At 75.1% G+C, this 14,849-nt stretch carries 16 protein-coding genes; 9 read left to right on the top strand and 7 right to left on the bottom strand.

From position 1 onward, the window contains the following. The first annotated feature begins 32 nt into the window (after window positions 1-32). Both O2W17_RS16660 and O2W17_RS16655 read left to right on the top strand, forming a co-directional pair. A complete protein-coding gene (locus tag O2W17_RS16660; RefSeq protein ID WP_269193561.1) occupies window positions 33-701 on the top strand; it encodes a potassium channel family protein in 669 nt (222 codons plus the stop codon). Further along, window positions 701-1,384, top strand: coding sequence for a potassium channel family protein (locus O2W17_RS16655; RefSeq protein ID WP_269193560.1), 684 nt, complete (start codon window positions 701-703; stop codon window positions 1,382-1,384). The genes O2W17_RS16660 and O2W17_RS16655 overlap by 1 nt, the downstream gene beginning before the upstream one ends. 16 nt (window positions 1,385-1,400) lie before the next feature. On the opposite strand, the gene O2W17_RS16650 is transcribed toward O2W17_RS16655, so the two are convergent. From O2W17_RS16650 to O2W17_RS16625, 6 genes are all read right to left on the bottom strand, one after another. Further along, window positions 1,401-2,207, bottom strand: coding sequence for a DUF3159 domain-containing protein (locus O2W17_RS16650; protein WP_269193559.1), 807 nt, complete (start codon window positions 2,205-2,207; stop codon window positions 1,401-1,403). 58 nt (window positions 2,208-2,265) lie between these two features. Then, window positions 2,266-2,643 carry an OB-fold nucleic acid binding domain-containing protein gene (locus O2W17_RS16645; RefSeq protein ID WP_269193558.1) on the bottom strand — a complete coding sequence of 126 codons (378 nt, stop codon included), beginning with the start codon at window positions 2,641-2,643 and terminating at the stop codon, window positions 2,266-2,268. A gap of 64 nt (window positions 2,644-2,707) precedes the next feature. Continuing rightward, window positions 2,708-3,433 carry a DUF3710 domain-containing protein gene (locus O2W17_RS16640; RefSeq protein WP_269193557.1) on the bottom strand — a complete coding sequence of 242 codons (726 nt, stop codon included), beginning with the start codon at window positions 3,431-3,433 and terminating at the stop codon, window positions 2,708-2,710. A gap of 1 nt (window position 3,434) precedes the next feature. After that, on the bottom strand, window positions 3,435-3,941 hold the full coding sequence (dut, locus tag O2W17_RS16635) for a dUTP diphosphatase (protein ID WP_269193556.1): 507 nt from the start codon (window positions 3,939-3,941) through the stop codon (window positions 3,435-3,437). 47 nt (window positions 3,942-3,988) lie between these two features. Continuing rightward, window positions 3,989-4,888: a hypothetical protein gene (locus tag O2W17_RS16630; protein ID WP_269193555.1), complete on the bottom strand. Its 900-nt coding sequence runs from the start codon at window positions 4,886-4,888 to the stop codon at window positions 3,989-3,991. A gap of 78 nt (window positions 4,889-4,966) precedes the next feature. Beyond that, window positions 4,967-5,266: a DUF4193 domain-containing protein gene (locus O2W17_RS16625; protein WP_269193554.1), complete on the bottom strand. Its 300-nt coding sequence runs from the start codon at window positions 5,264-5,266 to the stop codon at window positions 4,967-4,969. A 285-nt stretch (window positions 5,267-5,551) separates the two neighbouring features. On the opposite strand from O2W17_RS16625, the gene O2W17_RS16620 reads away from it, so the two are divergent. Further along, window positions 5,552-6,595, top strand: coding sequence for a phosphotransferase family protein (locus O2W17_RS16620; RefSeq protein WP_269193553.1), 1,044 nt, complete (start codon window positions 5,552-5,554; stop codon window positions 6,593-6,595). Window positions 6,596-6,713: 118 nt separating this feature from the next. Next, entirely contained in the window at window positions 6,714-7,259 is a 546-nt protein-coding gene (locus tag O2W17_RS16615; protein ID WP_269193552.1) for a LytR C-terminal domain-containing protein, read from the top strand. Between the two features lie 13 nt (window positions 7,260-7,272). Here the strand turns inward: O2W17_RS16615 and O2W17_RS16610 are convergent, their stop codons facing one another. Continuing rightward, the gene (locus O2W17_RS16610) at window positions 7,273-8,103 is read right to left on the bottom strand and encodes an inositol monophosphatase family protein (protein ID WP_269193551.1); all 831 of its coding nucleotides are present in this window, start codon (window positions 8,101-8,103) and stop codon (window positions 7,273-7,275) included. Between the two features lie 59 nt (window positions 8,104-8,162). On the opposite strand from O2W17_RS16610, the gene ppgK reads away from it, so the two are divergent. The 5 genes from ppgK (at window position 8,163) to O2W17_RS16585 (ending at window position 14,794) form a co-directional block, all read left to right on the top strand. Next, window positions 8,163-8,906, top strand: coding sequence for a polyphosphate--glucose phosphotransferase (gene ppgK / locus O2W17_RS16605; RefSeq protein ID WP_269193550.1), 744 nt, complete (start codon window positions 8,163-8,165; stop codon window positions 8,904-8,906). Window positions 8,907-9,192: 286 nt separating this feature from the next. Beyond that, window positions 9,193-10,542, top strand: a complete 1,350-nt coding sequence (locus tag O2W17_RS16600) for an RNA polymerase sigma factor (protein ID WP_269193549.1) — start codon at window positions 9,193-9,195, stop codon at window positions 10,540-10,542. Between the two features lie 529 nt (window positions 10,543-11,071). After that, window positions 11,072-11,296 (top strand): DUF7455 domain-containing protein, encoded by a 225-nt coding sequence (locus O2W17_RS16595; RefSeq protein ID WP_269193548.1) that lies wholly within the window; start codon window positions 11,072-11,074, stop codon window positions 11,294-11,296. A gap of 142 nt (window positions 11,297-11,438) precedes the next feature. Next, window positions 11,439-13,646 (top strand): VanW family protein, encoded by a 2,208-nt coding sequence (locus O2W17_RS16590; RefSeq protein WP_269193547.1) that lies wholly within the window; start codon window positions 11,439-11,441, stop codon window positions 13,644-13,646. A gap of 83 nt (window positions 13,647-13,729) precedes the next feature. Beyond that, a complete protein-coding gene (locus tag O2W17_RS16585) occupies window positions 13,730-14,794 on the top strand; it encodes a YihY/virulence factor BrkB family protein (protein WP_269193546.1) in 1,065 nt (354 codons plus the stop codon). The last annotated feature ends 55 nt before the right edge of the window (window positions 14,795-14,849 follow it).

The following is a 14,849-nucleotide window of genomic DNA, read 5'->3' as shown; positions in this document are numbered from 1 at the left end:
CCGGCGCCACCGGGACATGCGGGGAGTGACACGTGCACGTGGTCGTGATGGGCTGCGGCCGCGTCGGCTCGGCCATCGCCCGGCGCCTGGAGCAGATCGGGCACAGCGTGGCCGTGATCGACCAGGACCCGGAGGCGTTCCGCCGGCTGGGCCCGGACTTCACCGGCCGCCAGATCAAGGGCCTGGGTTTCGACCGGCAGACGCTGCTGGACGCCGGCATCGACTCCGCCGGCGCGTTCGCCGCGGTGAGCAGCGGCGACAACTCCAACATCATCTCCGCCCGGGTCGCGCGCGAGACCTTCGGTGTGCAGCACGTCGTGGCGCGCATCTACGACTCCAAGCGGGCCGAGGTCTACGAGCGCATGGGCATCCCCAGCGTCGCGACCGTCCCGTGGACGGTGAACCGGCTGCTCCGCGAGCTGCTGTCGGTCAAGGTCAGCGAGCTCTGGCGCGAACCCACGGGCAAGGTGCTGCTGGTGCGGGTCACCGTCACCGAGGGCTGGGTGGGGCGCAAGCTCGCCGCCCTCGAGGCGGCCACCGGGGCCCGGGCGGCCTGGCTGGTCCGCTTCGGCGACGCGCAGCTGGCCACGCCCGCCACGGTGCTGCAGGACGGCGACCAGCTCATCGTCGCCGCCACCGACGAGCTGACCGCGCGCGTCCACGAGGTCGTCGAGCGCGGGCCCCGGGACGGTGAGCACTGATGCGCGTCGCGATCGTCGGGGCCGGCGCGGTCGGCCGGTCCATCGCCGGGGAGCTCCTGGGCTACGGCCACACCGTCATGCTCATCGAGAAGGACGGCCGCAAGGTGCGCACCCGGTCGGTGCCGGGCGCGGAGTGGGTGCAGGCCGACGCCTGCGAGGTCTCCTCGCTCGAAGAGGCGCAGCTGGCCACCTGCGACGTCGTCGTCGCCGCGACCGGTGACGACAAGGCCAACCTGGTCGTCTCCCTGCTGGCCAAGACGGAGTTCGCCGTCAACCGCGTGGTGGCCCGCGTCAAGGACCCGCGCAACGAGTGGCTCTACACCGAGGCCTGGGGCGTCGACGTCGCCGTCTCGACGCCGCGGGTGCTCGCCGCGCTGGTCGAGGAGGCCGTGAGCGTCGGCGACGTCGTCCGGCTCATGAGCTTCCGCAAGGGCGCGGCCAACCTCGTCGAGATCACCCTGGGCGACGACACCTCGTGGGTCGGCCACGCGCTGCGGGAGGTGCCGCTCCCCCGCGAGACCGTGCTGACCGCGATCCTCCGCGGCGAGCGGGTCGTGACGCCGTCGCCGGACGAGCCGCTGGAGTCCGGCGACGAGCTGCTGTTCGTCTCGCACGGGGACACCGAGGAGGAGCTGCAGGCCGTCTTCGCACCCGCCGGAGGGCCCCGGCGCACCGAGGGCTGACCGGAACCGAACGCCGTCAGGCGGCGGGGTCCGCCTCCGGCGGTCCGGGCGTGCGGTGGCGGTGCATGCGGGCGACCACCCAGAGCGTCACCACGAGGACGACGGCGGTCAGCGGCAGGCCGAGGACGACCGACGCGGTGCCCAGCAGCTCCACCTCGTCCGCGCGGTAGAGCACCCACTGCACGCCGGCGCGCAGCAGGAACGAGGCGGCCCAGAGCACGGTCAGCCACGAGTAGGCGCGCAGCAGCCGGGGGTCGTGCCGCCAGTGCAGCTCGGGCGCCTCCGGGACGGCGCGGGCCGCCGCGACCGGCTCGGGGACGGGGGCCTGCGCCGCGCGCCGGTTCCACGGCATCGAGTGGGCGGCCATCGACCCCAGGTGGCTGGGCGCGAGGAACTCGGCGACCACGCCGACCAGCGGCCACCGGAACGGGATCGAGCCGAGCAGCACCACCCCGACCGCCAGGCTGCGCACGATGCCGAGCACGAAGAAGTCGCGCGCCTGCCCGGTGTTCGCGGCGATGGCGACCGCGATCCCGACGGCGAACAGCCCGCCGACGGCCTGCTGCACGCTCTCCCGGCGCGCCAGCCGCAGCACGAAGACGACGACCGCGGCGGCCACCGCCGCCCAGATCCCGGTGCGCAGGCCTGCGATGCCGTTGGCCACCACGAAGGCGACGGTGGGCAGCGTGGCGTCGACCATGCCCCGCCAGCCGCCCAGCGACGCCAGCATCTGGTCCCGGTCGAACAGCGACGCCGGGGCGTCGGCACCGGCGCCGGCCGGGCGCTCCTGCTCGCCGTCGGCCGGCGGACCTGCTGCGGTCACCCTCGTCCCCCTCGTTCGCTGACCTCCGCTCGCGACCGCGGCGGTTCCCCGCCGCCGGTCAGCCGGCGCCGAGCTCGTACCAGGGGTTGTAGATGACCTGCCGGCCGTCGAAGGCGGCGAACCGGCCGCGGGCGGTGAGGGAGCGGCCCGGCTCGATGCCCGCGATGCGCCGCCGGCCCAGCCAGACCAGCGTGACCGAGCCCGAGCCGTCGAACAGCTCCGCCTCCAGCGTCGGCACGGTCTCGCGCGGCGTGTAGACCACCGACTTCAGCCGGCCGGTCACCGTGACCACGGCGCCCTTGCGGCAGGAGCTGACCGGCTCGCAGCCGGCGCTCGCCGTCCCGGCCCGCAGCTCCTGCGCGTCGATGGTGTGGTCGTCGGCGGTGAGTCGCTGCAACGTGCGCGACCACCAGCCCGCCGGTCGGGTCTCCGTCACGGTGCCAGCGTAGTGCGGGCGCGTCGGCACGGGGGCAGGCACAGGTGTTGCCTGCGTCGCGTCGTCAGGCCGGCCCGGCGGCGGTGCCGCCGGCCGGAGGTGGCGTGCCCTGGGCCGCCTCCTGCTGCGCGGCGAGCTGCGCCGCTGCCTGCGGGGGCAGGGCGAGCGGGAGCGGCTCGCGCACCGGCATGGGCTCCGAGCCCCGGACGACGACGATGCCGCGGAACGCCGTCTCCAGCGCCTGGGCCTCCGCCTCGGCACCGGCGGCCGCCGAGCCGCTGAGCAGGCCCCGCAGGAACCAGCGCGGCCCGTCGACGCCGAGGAAGCGGGCCGGCCGCCGCACCGCCGGCTGCGCGGGCTGCCCGGGCCGGGGCGGCAGCGCGGCGATGACCGTGCCGGCCAGCTCGATGCCGAAGGGGCCCTCGACCTCGCGCAGCGAGGCCCCCTGCCCCGAGGCGGTGCGGGCCAGCTCGGCGCGGACGTCGTCCCAGATGCCGGCCGCCCGGGGCGCGGCGAACGCCGCGACCTGGAGCAGCGAGTCGCCGTGGCGCAGGGTCGCGCCGATCACCTTCTGCTGCTGGTTGAGCTCGACCCGCAGGTCCATCCCCGGCAGCGCCGGGAGCCGGATCGCCCCCAGGTCGATGCGGACCAGGCCGTCGCCGGGATCGTCGGCCTCGTCCCAGGGGCCCGTCGTCTCCTCGACGTCCCGGATCCGCGGCTGCGGCTCCGGGGGCACGCCCCGCTCGCGCAGGCTGCGGTCGATGCGATTGCGCCGTCGTCCGAACGGCATGTCAGTTCCGCCCCTCGAGTGCTGATGGATCGGAGGACCCGGGCGCCGCGGCCCGGTACCCGCCGGTGGAGCCGTGCCCGCCGGCGCCGCGATCGCTGGCGGGCAGCTCGCGCACCGCCACGAACCGGGCCCGGGCCACCGGCTGCACCACGAGCTGCGCGATGCGGTCCCCGCGGGAGAGCCGCACCGGCGTCGCCGGGTCCAGGTTGATGAGGTTGACCATGATCTCGCCCCGGTACCCCGCGTCGATCGTCCCCGGTGCGTTCACCATGCTCAGCCCGAGCCGGTGGGCCAGCCCCGAGCGGGGATGCACGAAGCCGGCGTAGCCCTCGGGGATCGCGACCGCGACCCCGGTGCCCACCAGCCGGCGCTCGAAGGGGGCCAGCTCGACGTCCTCGGCCGCGGTGAGGTCGGCGCCGGCGTCCCCGGGCAGCGCGTAGCGCGGCACGGCGCCGTCGGGCGCGGTCAGCAGGACGGGCACGTCCGGCTCGGCGGAGGGCTCGGGCACGACGGCGACCCTAGCCGCGCGGCGGGCACCGGTGGGCACGGCCGGGGTCAGCTGCCGGCCATGCCGCCGTCGCGAGGCGGCGGGCTCCCCAGGTCACCCAGGAGACGGCGGGCCAGGGTCTCGGTCGCCCGGCGGTTGACCCGCCCGGCGAGCGCGGCACCGACGAGGAACGGCGCGGCCGAGGGCACCGCGCCGGCCAGCCGGCGGGTCATCCGCCGCCGGAGGGCGCGCACCCCCGCCGTCCCCAGCAGGGAGCCCAGCCCCGCCGGCCCCGGGCCGGTGACGGCGCGCTGCTCGGACCAGCTGCGCAGGTACGCCTGGGCCCGCTCGGCGGCGTCGCCGGGGGCCGGCCGGCCGTGCAGCTCGTGCAGCTCACCGATGAGCACCACCTCGACGGCGGCGACGAGGACCGTCTCCGCGCCCAGCTCCAGCGGGACGGCGAGCAGCGACGGCGGCGCGAACCAGTGCGCGGCGGACAACCCGCCGGTGGCCGCGCCGATGCCCGAGGTGACCCGGGCGGTGCGCTGGACGAGCGCCTCGGCGATCTCCGCGTCCGACGCCCCGGGGTGGGCGGCGCGCAGCCGCGCCCGGTCCCGGATCGGCAGCCGGGGCACGGCGGTGGCGAGCAGATCGCCGAGCAGCGCGCCGGGGTTCCGGCCGTCCCCGGGGGCGGCGCGGTCACCCGTGGCGGCGCCCGCGGGCCCGGGGGCCGACGGGGTGGGGCCGAAGGCGCCGGCCACCGCTCCGGCGACGGCTCCGACGACGTCGCGCAGGCCGCCGCCCGCGGACCGGTCGGAACCGGTGCCGGTGAGCCCGGCGACGGCCTCGGCGAGGGCCCGTCCGGCCCGGGCCAGCGGGCCCTCCTCCGCCGGCGCCTCCGCCGGCGGGGTCACCGGACGCGGGGGCGGGACGTCACGTGGCGCGCCGGTGCGCGGCCCCTCGGTCATCGGTCGTCCCTCCTGTGGTGAGCCTCCCGGCAGGGTCCCGCCGCAGGCGTGCGCGCGGCGGGGGCCACGGGCTCCTCGTCAGGCGCAGTCGCGGCAGAAGACCTGGTCACCACGGGTGGCGGCCAGGCGGCTGCGGTGCTGCACCAGGAAGCAGCGCGAGCAGGTGAACTCGTCCTCCTGCTTGGGCAGGACCCGGACCGTCAGCTCCTCGTTCGAGAGGTCGGCGCCGGGCAGCTCGAGGTTCTCGTTGAAGTCGGTCTCGTCGACGTCGACCGAAGAGGACTGGGCCTCGGCCCGCCGCGCCTTGAGCTCCTCGAGCGAGTCCTCCCCGAGCTCGTCGGTCTCGTTGCGGCGCGGGGCGTCGTAGTCGGTGGCCATGGGGTGTGCCCCTCCTCCGGGGTTGTCGCGGGCGTCGTGCCCGCTCGTCTGACGCGGCGCGGGATGCGCGCCGTCGTCCTGGCGGTCGCCGGTAGGCGACCGGTGGGTCGGTGTGGGGGCAGCCCGCTCACGCGGCGCCCTCCACCCCGCTGGCTCCTCCTGACGTCGGGGCCGGCAGCCCGCCAACGCCGCACGGTCCCGATTTGTGCCCGCCTCGGCAGAGGTGACACATCGGGCCCGGGAACGGGCGGGCGGCTGCGGAGCGCCAGAGGTTACCCTGCGCCGGTGTCGACTCCCCCGGGTGCTGATCCAGCCGTCGTAGGGCCGTATCTGGCCGCCGCCTTCGGCGACCAGCGATGGCGCTCGGTGCGCATCGAGCTGATCGCGGCGGGCATGTCCAACCTCACCTACGTGGTGAGCCCGGAGGCCAGCCCGGCCGACGCCGTCATCCTCCGGCGCCCGCCCACGGGCGCGGTCCTGGCCACCGCGCACGACATGGCGCGCGAGCACCGGGTCATCTCCGCGCTGGGTCCCACGCCCGTGCCGGTGCCCCGCACCCTGCACCTGTGCACCGACCCCGAGGTGCTCGGTGCGCCCTTCTACGTGATGGAGCGGATCGTCGGCGTGCACGCCGCCCGCGAGCTCCCCGCCGGGTACGCCGACGCGCCCGAGCAGCGGCGCGCGATCGGGAACGCGCTGGTCGACACGCTGGGCGCGCTGCACGCCGTCGACCCGGCCGCCGTCGGGCTGGGCGACTTCGGCCGGCCCGAGGGCTTCCTCGCCCGGCAGGTGCGCCGCTGGACGACCCAGTGGGAGGCCACCCGCGACCGCCCGCGCCCGGGTCTGGACGCCCTGGCCGCCCGCCTGGCCGAGACCGTGCCGGTCACCCAGCGGCCGGGCATCACCCACGGCGACTACCGCCTGGACAACTGCCTGCTCGACCCGGGCACGCCCGGCCGGATCTCCGCGGTGCTGGACTGGGAGATGTCCACGCTCGGCGACCCGCTGACCGACCTCGGGATGATGCTCGTCTACTGGCCGGAGGCCGGCGAGCAGCGCCCCTCCTCCCAGAGCGTGGTCACGGCGCTGCCCGGTTTCCCGACCCGCCGCGAGGTCGCCGAGCGGTACGCGGCCGTCACCGGCACCGATCTCTCCGACCTCAACTGGTACGTGGGGTTCGGGTTCTTCAAGTTCGCGGCGATCATCGCCGGCATCGTGGCCCGCTCCGCGGCCGGCGCGATGGCCGGCAAGGACACCAGCGGGTACGCCGAGCGGATCGACCCCTGCGTGGCGCTGGGACGCGCCGCGCTGGACGACGATGCGATCTAGTGCCGGCCGGCGCCCCTAAGCTCAGCCGACAGTTGTCCGCAGCAGGACGCTGGCTCCGCCGGTCCCCCGAGGGCCGGCCGGCGCCGCTCCTGCCGGGTCCTCGCCGAGGAGCTTCACCGTGACCGAGCGCACCGTCCGTCCTCCGGTGCGCCCGCGCAGTGGCCGTCGGCCGCTCCCGCCGCTGATCTTCCTGCTCGTGCTGGCCGTGGCCGCCGGTGCCGTGTGGTGGACGGTCGTGCGGCAGGACCGCGAGCGGCAGGCCGCGGAGGCGGCGGCGTGCGAGACGGCGGAGGCCGCACCCCCGTCGCTGGATCCGGCGACCGTGTCGGTGCGCATCTTCAACTCCACCGACGAGGCCGGCCTGGCGCAGCGGGTCGCCGACGAGTTCGGCGCGCGCGGCTTCACCGTCCGAGAGGTCGCCAACGACCCCACCGACCGGGCGGTCGAGGGCGTCGGCGAGGTGCGGTACGGGGCGCCCGGCGCGGACGCCGCGCGGTTCCTGACCGTCTTCATGCCCGGGTCCACCACCTACCGGGACGTCCGGGCCGACGCCGTCGTCGACCTGGCGATCGGCCCGGACTTCGTCTTCCCGGACAGCCTGGCCACCCCCGAGCAGGTGGCCGAGACCCTGGCGGCCACGGAGGACGCGGCCACCGGGTGCTGACGAGGCCGGCGCCTCAGCGGTGCAGCTCGGCCACCAGCTCGAGGAACGGCTCGGCTACCGACGGCGCGACGGCGACCACCATCGGCTCGCCGACCGGGGTGCCGCCCAGCCCGGCCACGACCGCCCCGGCCTCCGCGGCCACCAGCGCGCCGGCGGCGTGGTCCCACGCGTTGAGGTCGAGCTCGTAGTACGCGTCGACCCGGCCGGCGGCCACCGCGCACAGGTCGAGGGCGGCGCTGCCGAACCGCCGGATGTCGCGCACCAGCGGGAGCAGCTGCGCCACGACCGCACCCTGGGACCGCCGCTGCTCGGCCCGGTAGCCGAAGCCGGTCGCCACCAGAGTGCGGTCCAGCGACTCCGGGCGGTTGACCGCCAGCCGCCGCACGGGCCGGCCGGGCGCCGCCAGCCACGCCCCACCGCCGGCCGTCGCGGTGAACAGCTCCCCGGTCGCGACGTCGAGCACCGCGCCGGCCCGCACGACCCCGTCCACCTCGGCGGCGACCGAGACCGCGTAGGCCGGGACGTCGTAGAGGAAGTTGACCGTCCCGTCGATCGGGTCGAGGATCCAGCGCACCCCGCTGGTGCCCCCGCGCTCGGCGCCCTCCTCCCCCAGCACCCCGTCGTCGGGGCGGTCGGCCAGCAGCCGCCGGACCAGCAGCTCCTCGGAGGCCGCGTCGACCGCCGTCACGACGTCGACGGGGCTGGACTTGGTGGTGACCTGCTCGGCCGCCGTGTCCCGTCCGCGGGCGACCAGGACGGCCGCCTCGCGGGCCGCCGAGACCGCGAGAGCGAGCAGCGCGGCGGGCTCGGGGGCCGGGGCGGCACCGGTCCGGGGAGAGGCCATGACCGCGATCCTGCCGCAGGGGTGGCCGGACCGGTGGCGGCCCTCACTAACCTGTCGGCGTGCAGGGCTTCGGAGTGGACATCGGCGGCAGCGGCATCAAGGGGTGCCTGGTCGACCTGGACGAGGGGCGGCTCGTCGGCGAACGGCTGCGGATCGAGACGCCGCAGCCCTCGCTGCCCGAGCCGGTCTACGACGTCGTGGCGCAGATCGTGGACGCCTTCGGGTGGACCGGTCGGCTGGGCGTCACGTTCCCGGGGGTGATGAAGTCCGGGGTGGCGCACACGGCGGCCAACGTCGAGAAGAGCTGGATCGGCACCGACGTCGACGCCGGGCTCTCCCAGCGCATCCCCGGCTCGGTGGAGACGCTGAACGACGCCGACGCCGCCGGCATCGCCGAGATGCGCTACGGCGCCGGGCGCGACCGCCGCGGCGTGGTGCTCATGCTCACGTTCGGCACCGGGATCGGCAGCGCCCTGTTCGTCGACGGCCGGCTGGTGCCCAACACGGAGTTCGGGCACATCCAGGTCGACGGCGAGGACGGCGAACGCCAGGCCTCCGCCGCCGCCCGCGAGCGGGAGGAGCTCAGCTACCCCGACTGGGCGCGGCGGGTGGACCGCTACCTCGACGTCCTCGAGGCGGGCCTGTGGCCCGACCTGATCATCGTCGGCGGCGGGGTGAGCAAGAAGGCGCACAAGTGGGTGCCGCTGCTCTCCACCCGGACCCCCGTGGTGCCGGCGGAGCTGCAGAACGACGCCGGCATCGTCGGGGCCGCCCTGGCCGCGGCCGAGCACCTGGAGCCCTGACCTGCCCGGTGCCCCTCGTGGCCTGCCGCACCCTCCCGGGGCGGCCGGTACGCCTCGTCGGAGCGAGGACCTCGGATCCGAGGCGCTTCTTTCGCCCGGGGACGTCGTTACAATGGTGACGCCCCAGCCCGTCGCCCTTCAGCCGGGAGGGATCCCCCGACCCGACCGCGGCCAAACGCCGCGCCGGTCCGCCGGGTCCTCACCCCCTCCAGAGCACAGGCCGGAGCCGCTGCCCGCGGACCACACGGTCCCCCGGGGAACGAACCCAGCACGGGAAGGAACCTGAGTGCCCGCCGATCAGCCAGCACCGGAAGCAGCCACAGCGAGCACCTCGCCCGCCAGGACGGCCGCAGCCGGTACCCGTGCCAGCGCCAAGAAGACGGCCGCTGAGCCGGCGGCCGCCCGGAAGCGCGCGCCGGCCAAGGCAGCCGGCGCCAAGAGCCCGGCCAAGGGCCGCGCCAAGCCGGCGATCACCCCGTCCCCGGGCGCCGGTGAGGGCGCCGTGCTGACCGCGGTGGCCACCGGCGGCGGCGCCGTGGCCGTCGTCGACGCCGGCTCCGAGGGCCTCAAGCTCGACGAGACGGTCGTCACCGGCAAGGACGGCGTCGAGGTCGCGGCCGAGGAGGAGACCACCGAGGGCGGCACCGACTTCGAGTGGGACGAGGAGGAGGAGTCGGAGGCGCTGCGGCAGGCTCGCAAGGACGCCGAGCTCACCGCCTCGGCCGACTCCGTCCGCGCCTACCTCAAGCAGATCGGCAAGGTCGCCCTCCTCAACGCCGAGGAGGAGGTCGACCTCGCCAAGCGCATCGAGGCCGGGCTCTACGGCTCCGAGCGCCTCCGCCAGGTCGAGGAGGAGGGCCAGAAGATCTCGCCGCAGATGCGGCGGGACCTCAACTGGATCGTCCGCGACGGCGAGCGCGCCAAGAACCACCTGCTCGAGGCCAACCTCCGCCTCGTGGTCTCCCTCGCCAAGCGCTACACCGGCCGCGGCATGGCGTTCCTGGACCTGATCCAGGAGGGCAACCTCGGCCTGATCCGCGCGGTCGAGAAGTTCGACTACACCAAGGGCTACAAGTTCTCCACGTACGCCACCTGGTGGATCCGGCAGGCCATCACCCGCGCCATGGCCGACCAGGCCCGCACCATCCGCATCCCGGTGCACATGGTCGAGGTCATCAACAAGCTCGGCCGCATCCAGCGCGAGCTGCTCCAGGACCTGGGCCGCGAGCCCACCCCGGAGGAGCTGGCCAAGGAGATGGACATCACCCCGGACAAGGTGCTGGAGATCCAGCAGTACGCCCGGGAGCCGATCAGCCTCGACCAGACCATCGGTGACGAGGGCGACAGCCAGCTCGGCGACTTCATCGAGGACTCCGAGGCCGTCGTGGCCGTGGACGCGGTCAGCTTCACCCTGATGCAGGACCAGCTGACCAGCGTGCTGCAGACGCTCTCCGAGCGGGAGGCCGGCGTCGTCCGGCTGCGCTTCGGCCTGACCGACGGCCAGCCGCGCACCCTCGACGAGATCGGCCAGGTCTACGGCGTGACCCGCGAGCGGATCCGCCAGATCGAGTCCAAGACCATGTCGAAGCTGCGGCACCCCAGCCGTTCGCAGGTGTTGCGCGACTACCTGGACTGACGTCCTCCGGACGTCACCGCGGCCAGGTGCCTTACCCCAGCGGCGCTGAGCCGCTGCGTCGTCCCTGCACGGACCCTCCGGGCCCGCTCGGGACGACCCTGGACCTCCCGGCGGCCGCCGGCCCATCACCGGGTCGGCGGCCGTCGCCGCGTCTCGGAGCGGGTGCGATCCGGAGGGCCGCCATGTCACCGCCTCCCTCACCCGGAAGGGTTCCGGTGTGGTCACGACCGGTGTGCGCCCACATGTGTCGGGTAGACGGCGTAGCGTGGGCCTCGTCAGAACAGCAGCGGACCCACGGTCGGCCCGGGCCACCACCGAGCCGGCAGATCACCACCAGCACGTGCACCACCAGTTCCACCCCAGTGACGTCCCCTGCTGGACCCGCTCCACCCACGCCCGGTGTGTTACGGACTCATCTCTTTCGGCGAGTCCCGGATGAACCGGGTGGGAACGGGAATCCGAGGGGCCATCCTGGCGCTGTGCAGGAGGCCGATCCGCAGCCGCGGGTCCGTGCGGTAGAGAGCGAGTGATGACCCAGATGACCCAGACGCTGACGACGACCCCCGCCGCCGACGACCTGGTCGTGCCCTTCCACTGCGACCGTTGTGGCGCCCTGGCCAAGGTCCGTGTCGTGCTCGCCAGCGGTAGCGACCTCGTGTTCTGCGGGCACCACGCCCGGGAGTACGAGACCAAGCTCCGTGACATCGCCGTCGACATCATCGACACAGAGGGCGAGCAGCGCGTAACTGCCTGATGGAGGCGATATCGTCGCGCCCGCGATGACCGCCTCACCCGACGACGCCGCCGCGTCCTCCGCACCGCCTCGTGCGGACGGAGGGCCGGCGGCTCCGTCGTCTCCGGGGACCCCCGGTCGGCGGCGACCGGAGGAACCTTCCATGTCCCAGCAGTCCCCTGCGCACGACGAGACCGTGCGCATGCACCCCGAGGGCGCCGAGGGGCGGCCCCGGCCGGCGGGCTCCTCGCCGGCGTTCGGGGAGCAACCCGACGACACCCGCCCGGTGAGCCGGGAATGGCTGCGCACCACCCCCGAGCCGTCTCCGGAGCAGCCGGCCGCCGGGTCCGGCGCCGACGAGCACACCGCCGACGAGCACCCCGCCGAGGAGCACCGCGCCGAGGAGCACCCGGCGGACGACGACGCCGACGGCACGCAACGCATCGACCTCTCGGCCGGGACGCCCGCTCCGGCGGACGACGCCGGCGGGACCACGAGCACCGCCGTCGTCCCGCCCGTCGGCGGGGGTGACAGCGACGGGCCCGCCGGTGCGCCGCCGGGCGACGAGCTCCCTGCCCCCGGGCCGCGCGGCCCCTGGTGGCGCCGTCGCGCCGCCGTCGTCCCGGCCGGCGTCCTCGTCCTGCTCGCCGGCGCCTACGGGGCCGACCTGCTGGTGTCCTCCGGCGACGTGCCGCGAAACACCGTCGTGGCCGGCGTCGACGTCGGTGGCCTCGCCCCCGCCTCGGCGGCGCAGCGGCTCGAGGAGCAGCTGGCCCCGCGCGTGGTCGCCGACCACACCGTGCAGGCCGCCGACGTGACTGCCACCCTCTCCCCCGCCACCGCGGGCATCACCCTCGACGTCCCGGGCACCGTGGACGCCGCCGAGGAGCAGCCCCTCAACCCGTGGACCCGGCTGGTCACCCTCTTCGCCGACCGCGAGGTGGAGCCGGTCATCACCGGCGAGGAGACCGCGCTGCAGGCCCAGATCGAGGGCATCGCCGCGCAGGTCGACCGCGCCCCGCAGGACGCCACGATCGCCCTCGACGGCACCACGCCGTCGGTGGTGGAACCGCTGGACGGCCGCGCGCTGGACCGTGACGGCGCCGCCGAGGCCATCACCGACGCGCTGGCGGCCGGCGGCGACCCGGCCACGCCGATCGAGCTGCCCGTCGAGGTCACCCCGGTGGCCGTCGACGCCGAGGAGGCCGAGCGCGTCCTCGACGAGACGGTCACCCCCGCGCTGTCGGCGCCGGTGCAGGTCGTCAGCCAGGACGGGGTGACCTCCGCCGAGGTGCCCGTTGACGCGATCGCCGCCGCCCTCACCTTCACCCCGGCCGACGACGGCGAGCTCGTCGTCGGCCTGGACCCGGTGGCGCTGCAGGAGGCCCTCGGCGACGAGCTGGGCGCGTTCGGCACCCCCGCCCAGGACGCCCGGTTCGAGGTGTCCGGCGGCTCGGTGAGCGTCGTGCCCTCGGTCGACGGGACCGGCGTCGCCCCGGCGCAGCTGGTCGAGCAGCTGCTGCCCGTGCTGGCCGACCCGGCGCCGCGGACAGTGACCGCCCAGCTCGGGCCCGTGCCGGCCGAGTTCACCACCGAGGAGGCCGAGGCGCTCGGCATCCGCGAGGAGATCTCCAGCTTCACCACCAACATCAGCAACCCCGCCAGCGGCGAGAACATCCGGGTGGTGGCCGAGGAGGTCGACGGCGCGCTGATCATGCCCGGCGAGACCTTCAGCCTGAACGGCTTCACCGGCCCCCGCGGCGTGGCCCAGGGCTACGTGGAAGCCACCGTCATCAACAACGGCGAGTTCACCAAGGCCGTCGGCGGTGGCATCAGCCAGTTCGCCACCACGATGTTCAACGCGGTCTTCTTCGCCGGGCTCGAGGACGTCTTCCACAAGCCGCACAGCTACTACATCAGCCGCTACCCGGCCGGCCGCGAGGCGACGGTCTACTACGACTCGATCGACCTGAAGTGGCGCAACGACGGCGACACCGGCGTCTACGTCGACACGGCCTGGACGCCCGGCTCGCTCACCGTCACCTTCTACGGGACGCCGCGCTACGAGATCCAGTCGATCAGCAGCGACCGGTACAACCTGCGCCAGCCCGTCGTGCAGAACAAGCCGGACAGCCCGACATGCGAGCCGCAGTCCGGGTCCACCGGCTTCGACATCACGGTGACCCGGGTCTTCCGCGACCTCACCAGCGGCGCGGAGATCAAGCGGGAGCCCTTCCAGACCCGCTACGCGGCGGAGCCGATCATCAACTGCGTCCCGCCCGAGCCGGCACCCCCGGCCCCCGAGGGCACGGCGCCCAGCAGCGCCCCGACCCCGGGCGGCCGGCGGCCGGCGCGGGCACGGGCGGCCTGACGCCGTCGGCCGGGCCGGCCGGGAGGACGCCGTCCGCCGGTACCGCACCGGTCGGGGACGGCGCCCGCGTGCACACTGTGCAGGTGAGCGCCGTCCTGCCCAGCGACTCGCCCGCCCGGGCCGGGGCGGACGAGCCGGCGAGCGCCGCCCCGGGCGCGGGTGGCGGCGCGTCCAAGGCCGACTCCCCCAGGCCCTCCCGGCTGCGGCGCTGGCCGGGGTTCCTGCGCGTGCCCCTGCAGGTGCTCGGGCGGACGCTGGCCAAGGCCTGGCAGGACCGGATCCTCGGCCTGTCGGCGGAGGCCGCGTTCTGGCAGATCCTCTCGGTGCCCCCGTTGCTCATCGGGCTGCTCGGGTCGCTGGGCTACCTCGGTGACCTGATCGGTGGCGAGGCCGTCGCGATGATCGAGGAGCAGCTGCTCGACGCCTCCTCGCAGTTCCTCACCGACGACGTCGTCGACGACCTGGTGCGGCCCACGCTGGCCGACATCCTCGGGTCCGGCCGGCTCGAGGTGGTCAGCCTCGGCTTCCTGGTCTCGCTGTGGGCCGGTTCGTCGGCGACGGCGACGTTCATGAACACCATCGTCATCGCCTACGACCAGCGGGACGTGCGCGGACCCATCCGCACCCGGCTCAAGGCGCTGTGGCTTTTCGTCGTCGGCCTGCTGATGGCGGTGCTGATGCTGCCGCTGCTGGTGCTGGGCCGGGGCACCCTCGCCGATCTCGTGCCGCCGGACTGGCGGGACACCGCAGTGATGCTGATCAACGCCGTCTACTGGCCGCTGGTGGTCATCGGGCTGCTGGTGGCGCTCACCAGCTTCTTCCACGTGATCCTGCCCAACCGGCTCCCCTGGCGGCGGCAGCTGCCCGGCGCGCTGCTCAGCCTGGGCTTCTTCCTGCTCGCCGCGCTGCTGCTGCGCGCCTACATCGGCGACTTCCTCACCACGGCGCTCCCCTACGGGGCGCTCGCGGCGCCGATCGGGGCACTGCTGTTCTGCTTCTTCTTCGGCATGGCCGTGCTGCTCGGGGCGGAGCTCAACGCCACCATCCAGTCCCGCTGGCCCGCGCCGCTGAGCCGGCACGACCGGCGGCGCCGGGCCCGCCGCCAGGCCAAGCTGGACGACGAGGCCCGGCGACTCGGCCTGCGATGAGGATTGCACTGTCGTCCTCCGGACGACACCGCGGCCAGGTGCCGTCGCGGCTGCG

It is taken from the genome of Blastococcus sp. VKM Ac-2987 (genome assembly GCF_026967805.1).
Lineage (GTDB): Bacteria > Actinomycetota > Actinomycetes > Mycobacteriales > Geodermatophilaceae > Blastococcus.
Note: the sequence above shows the minus strand (reverse complement) of the source record. Positions and strands in the feature narration are given on the sequence as shown.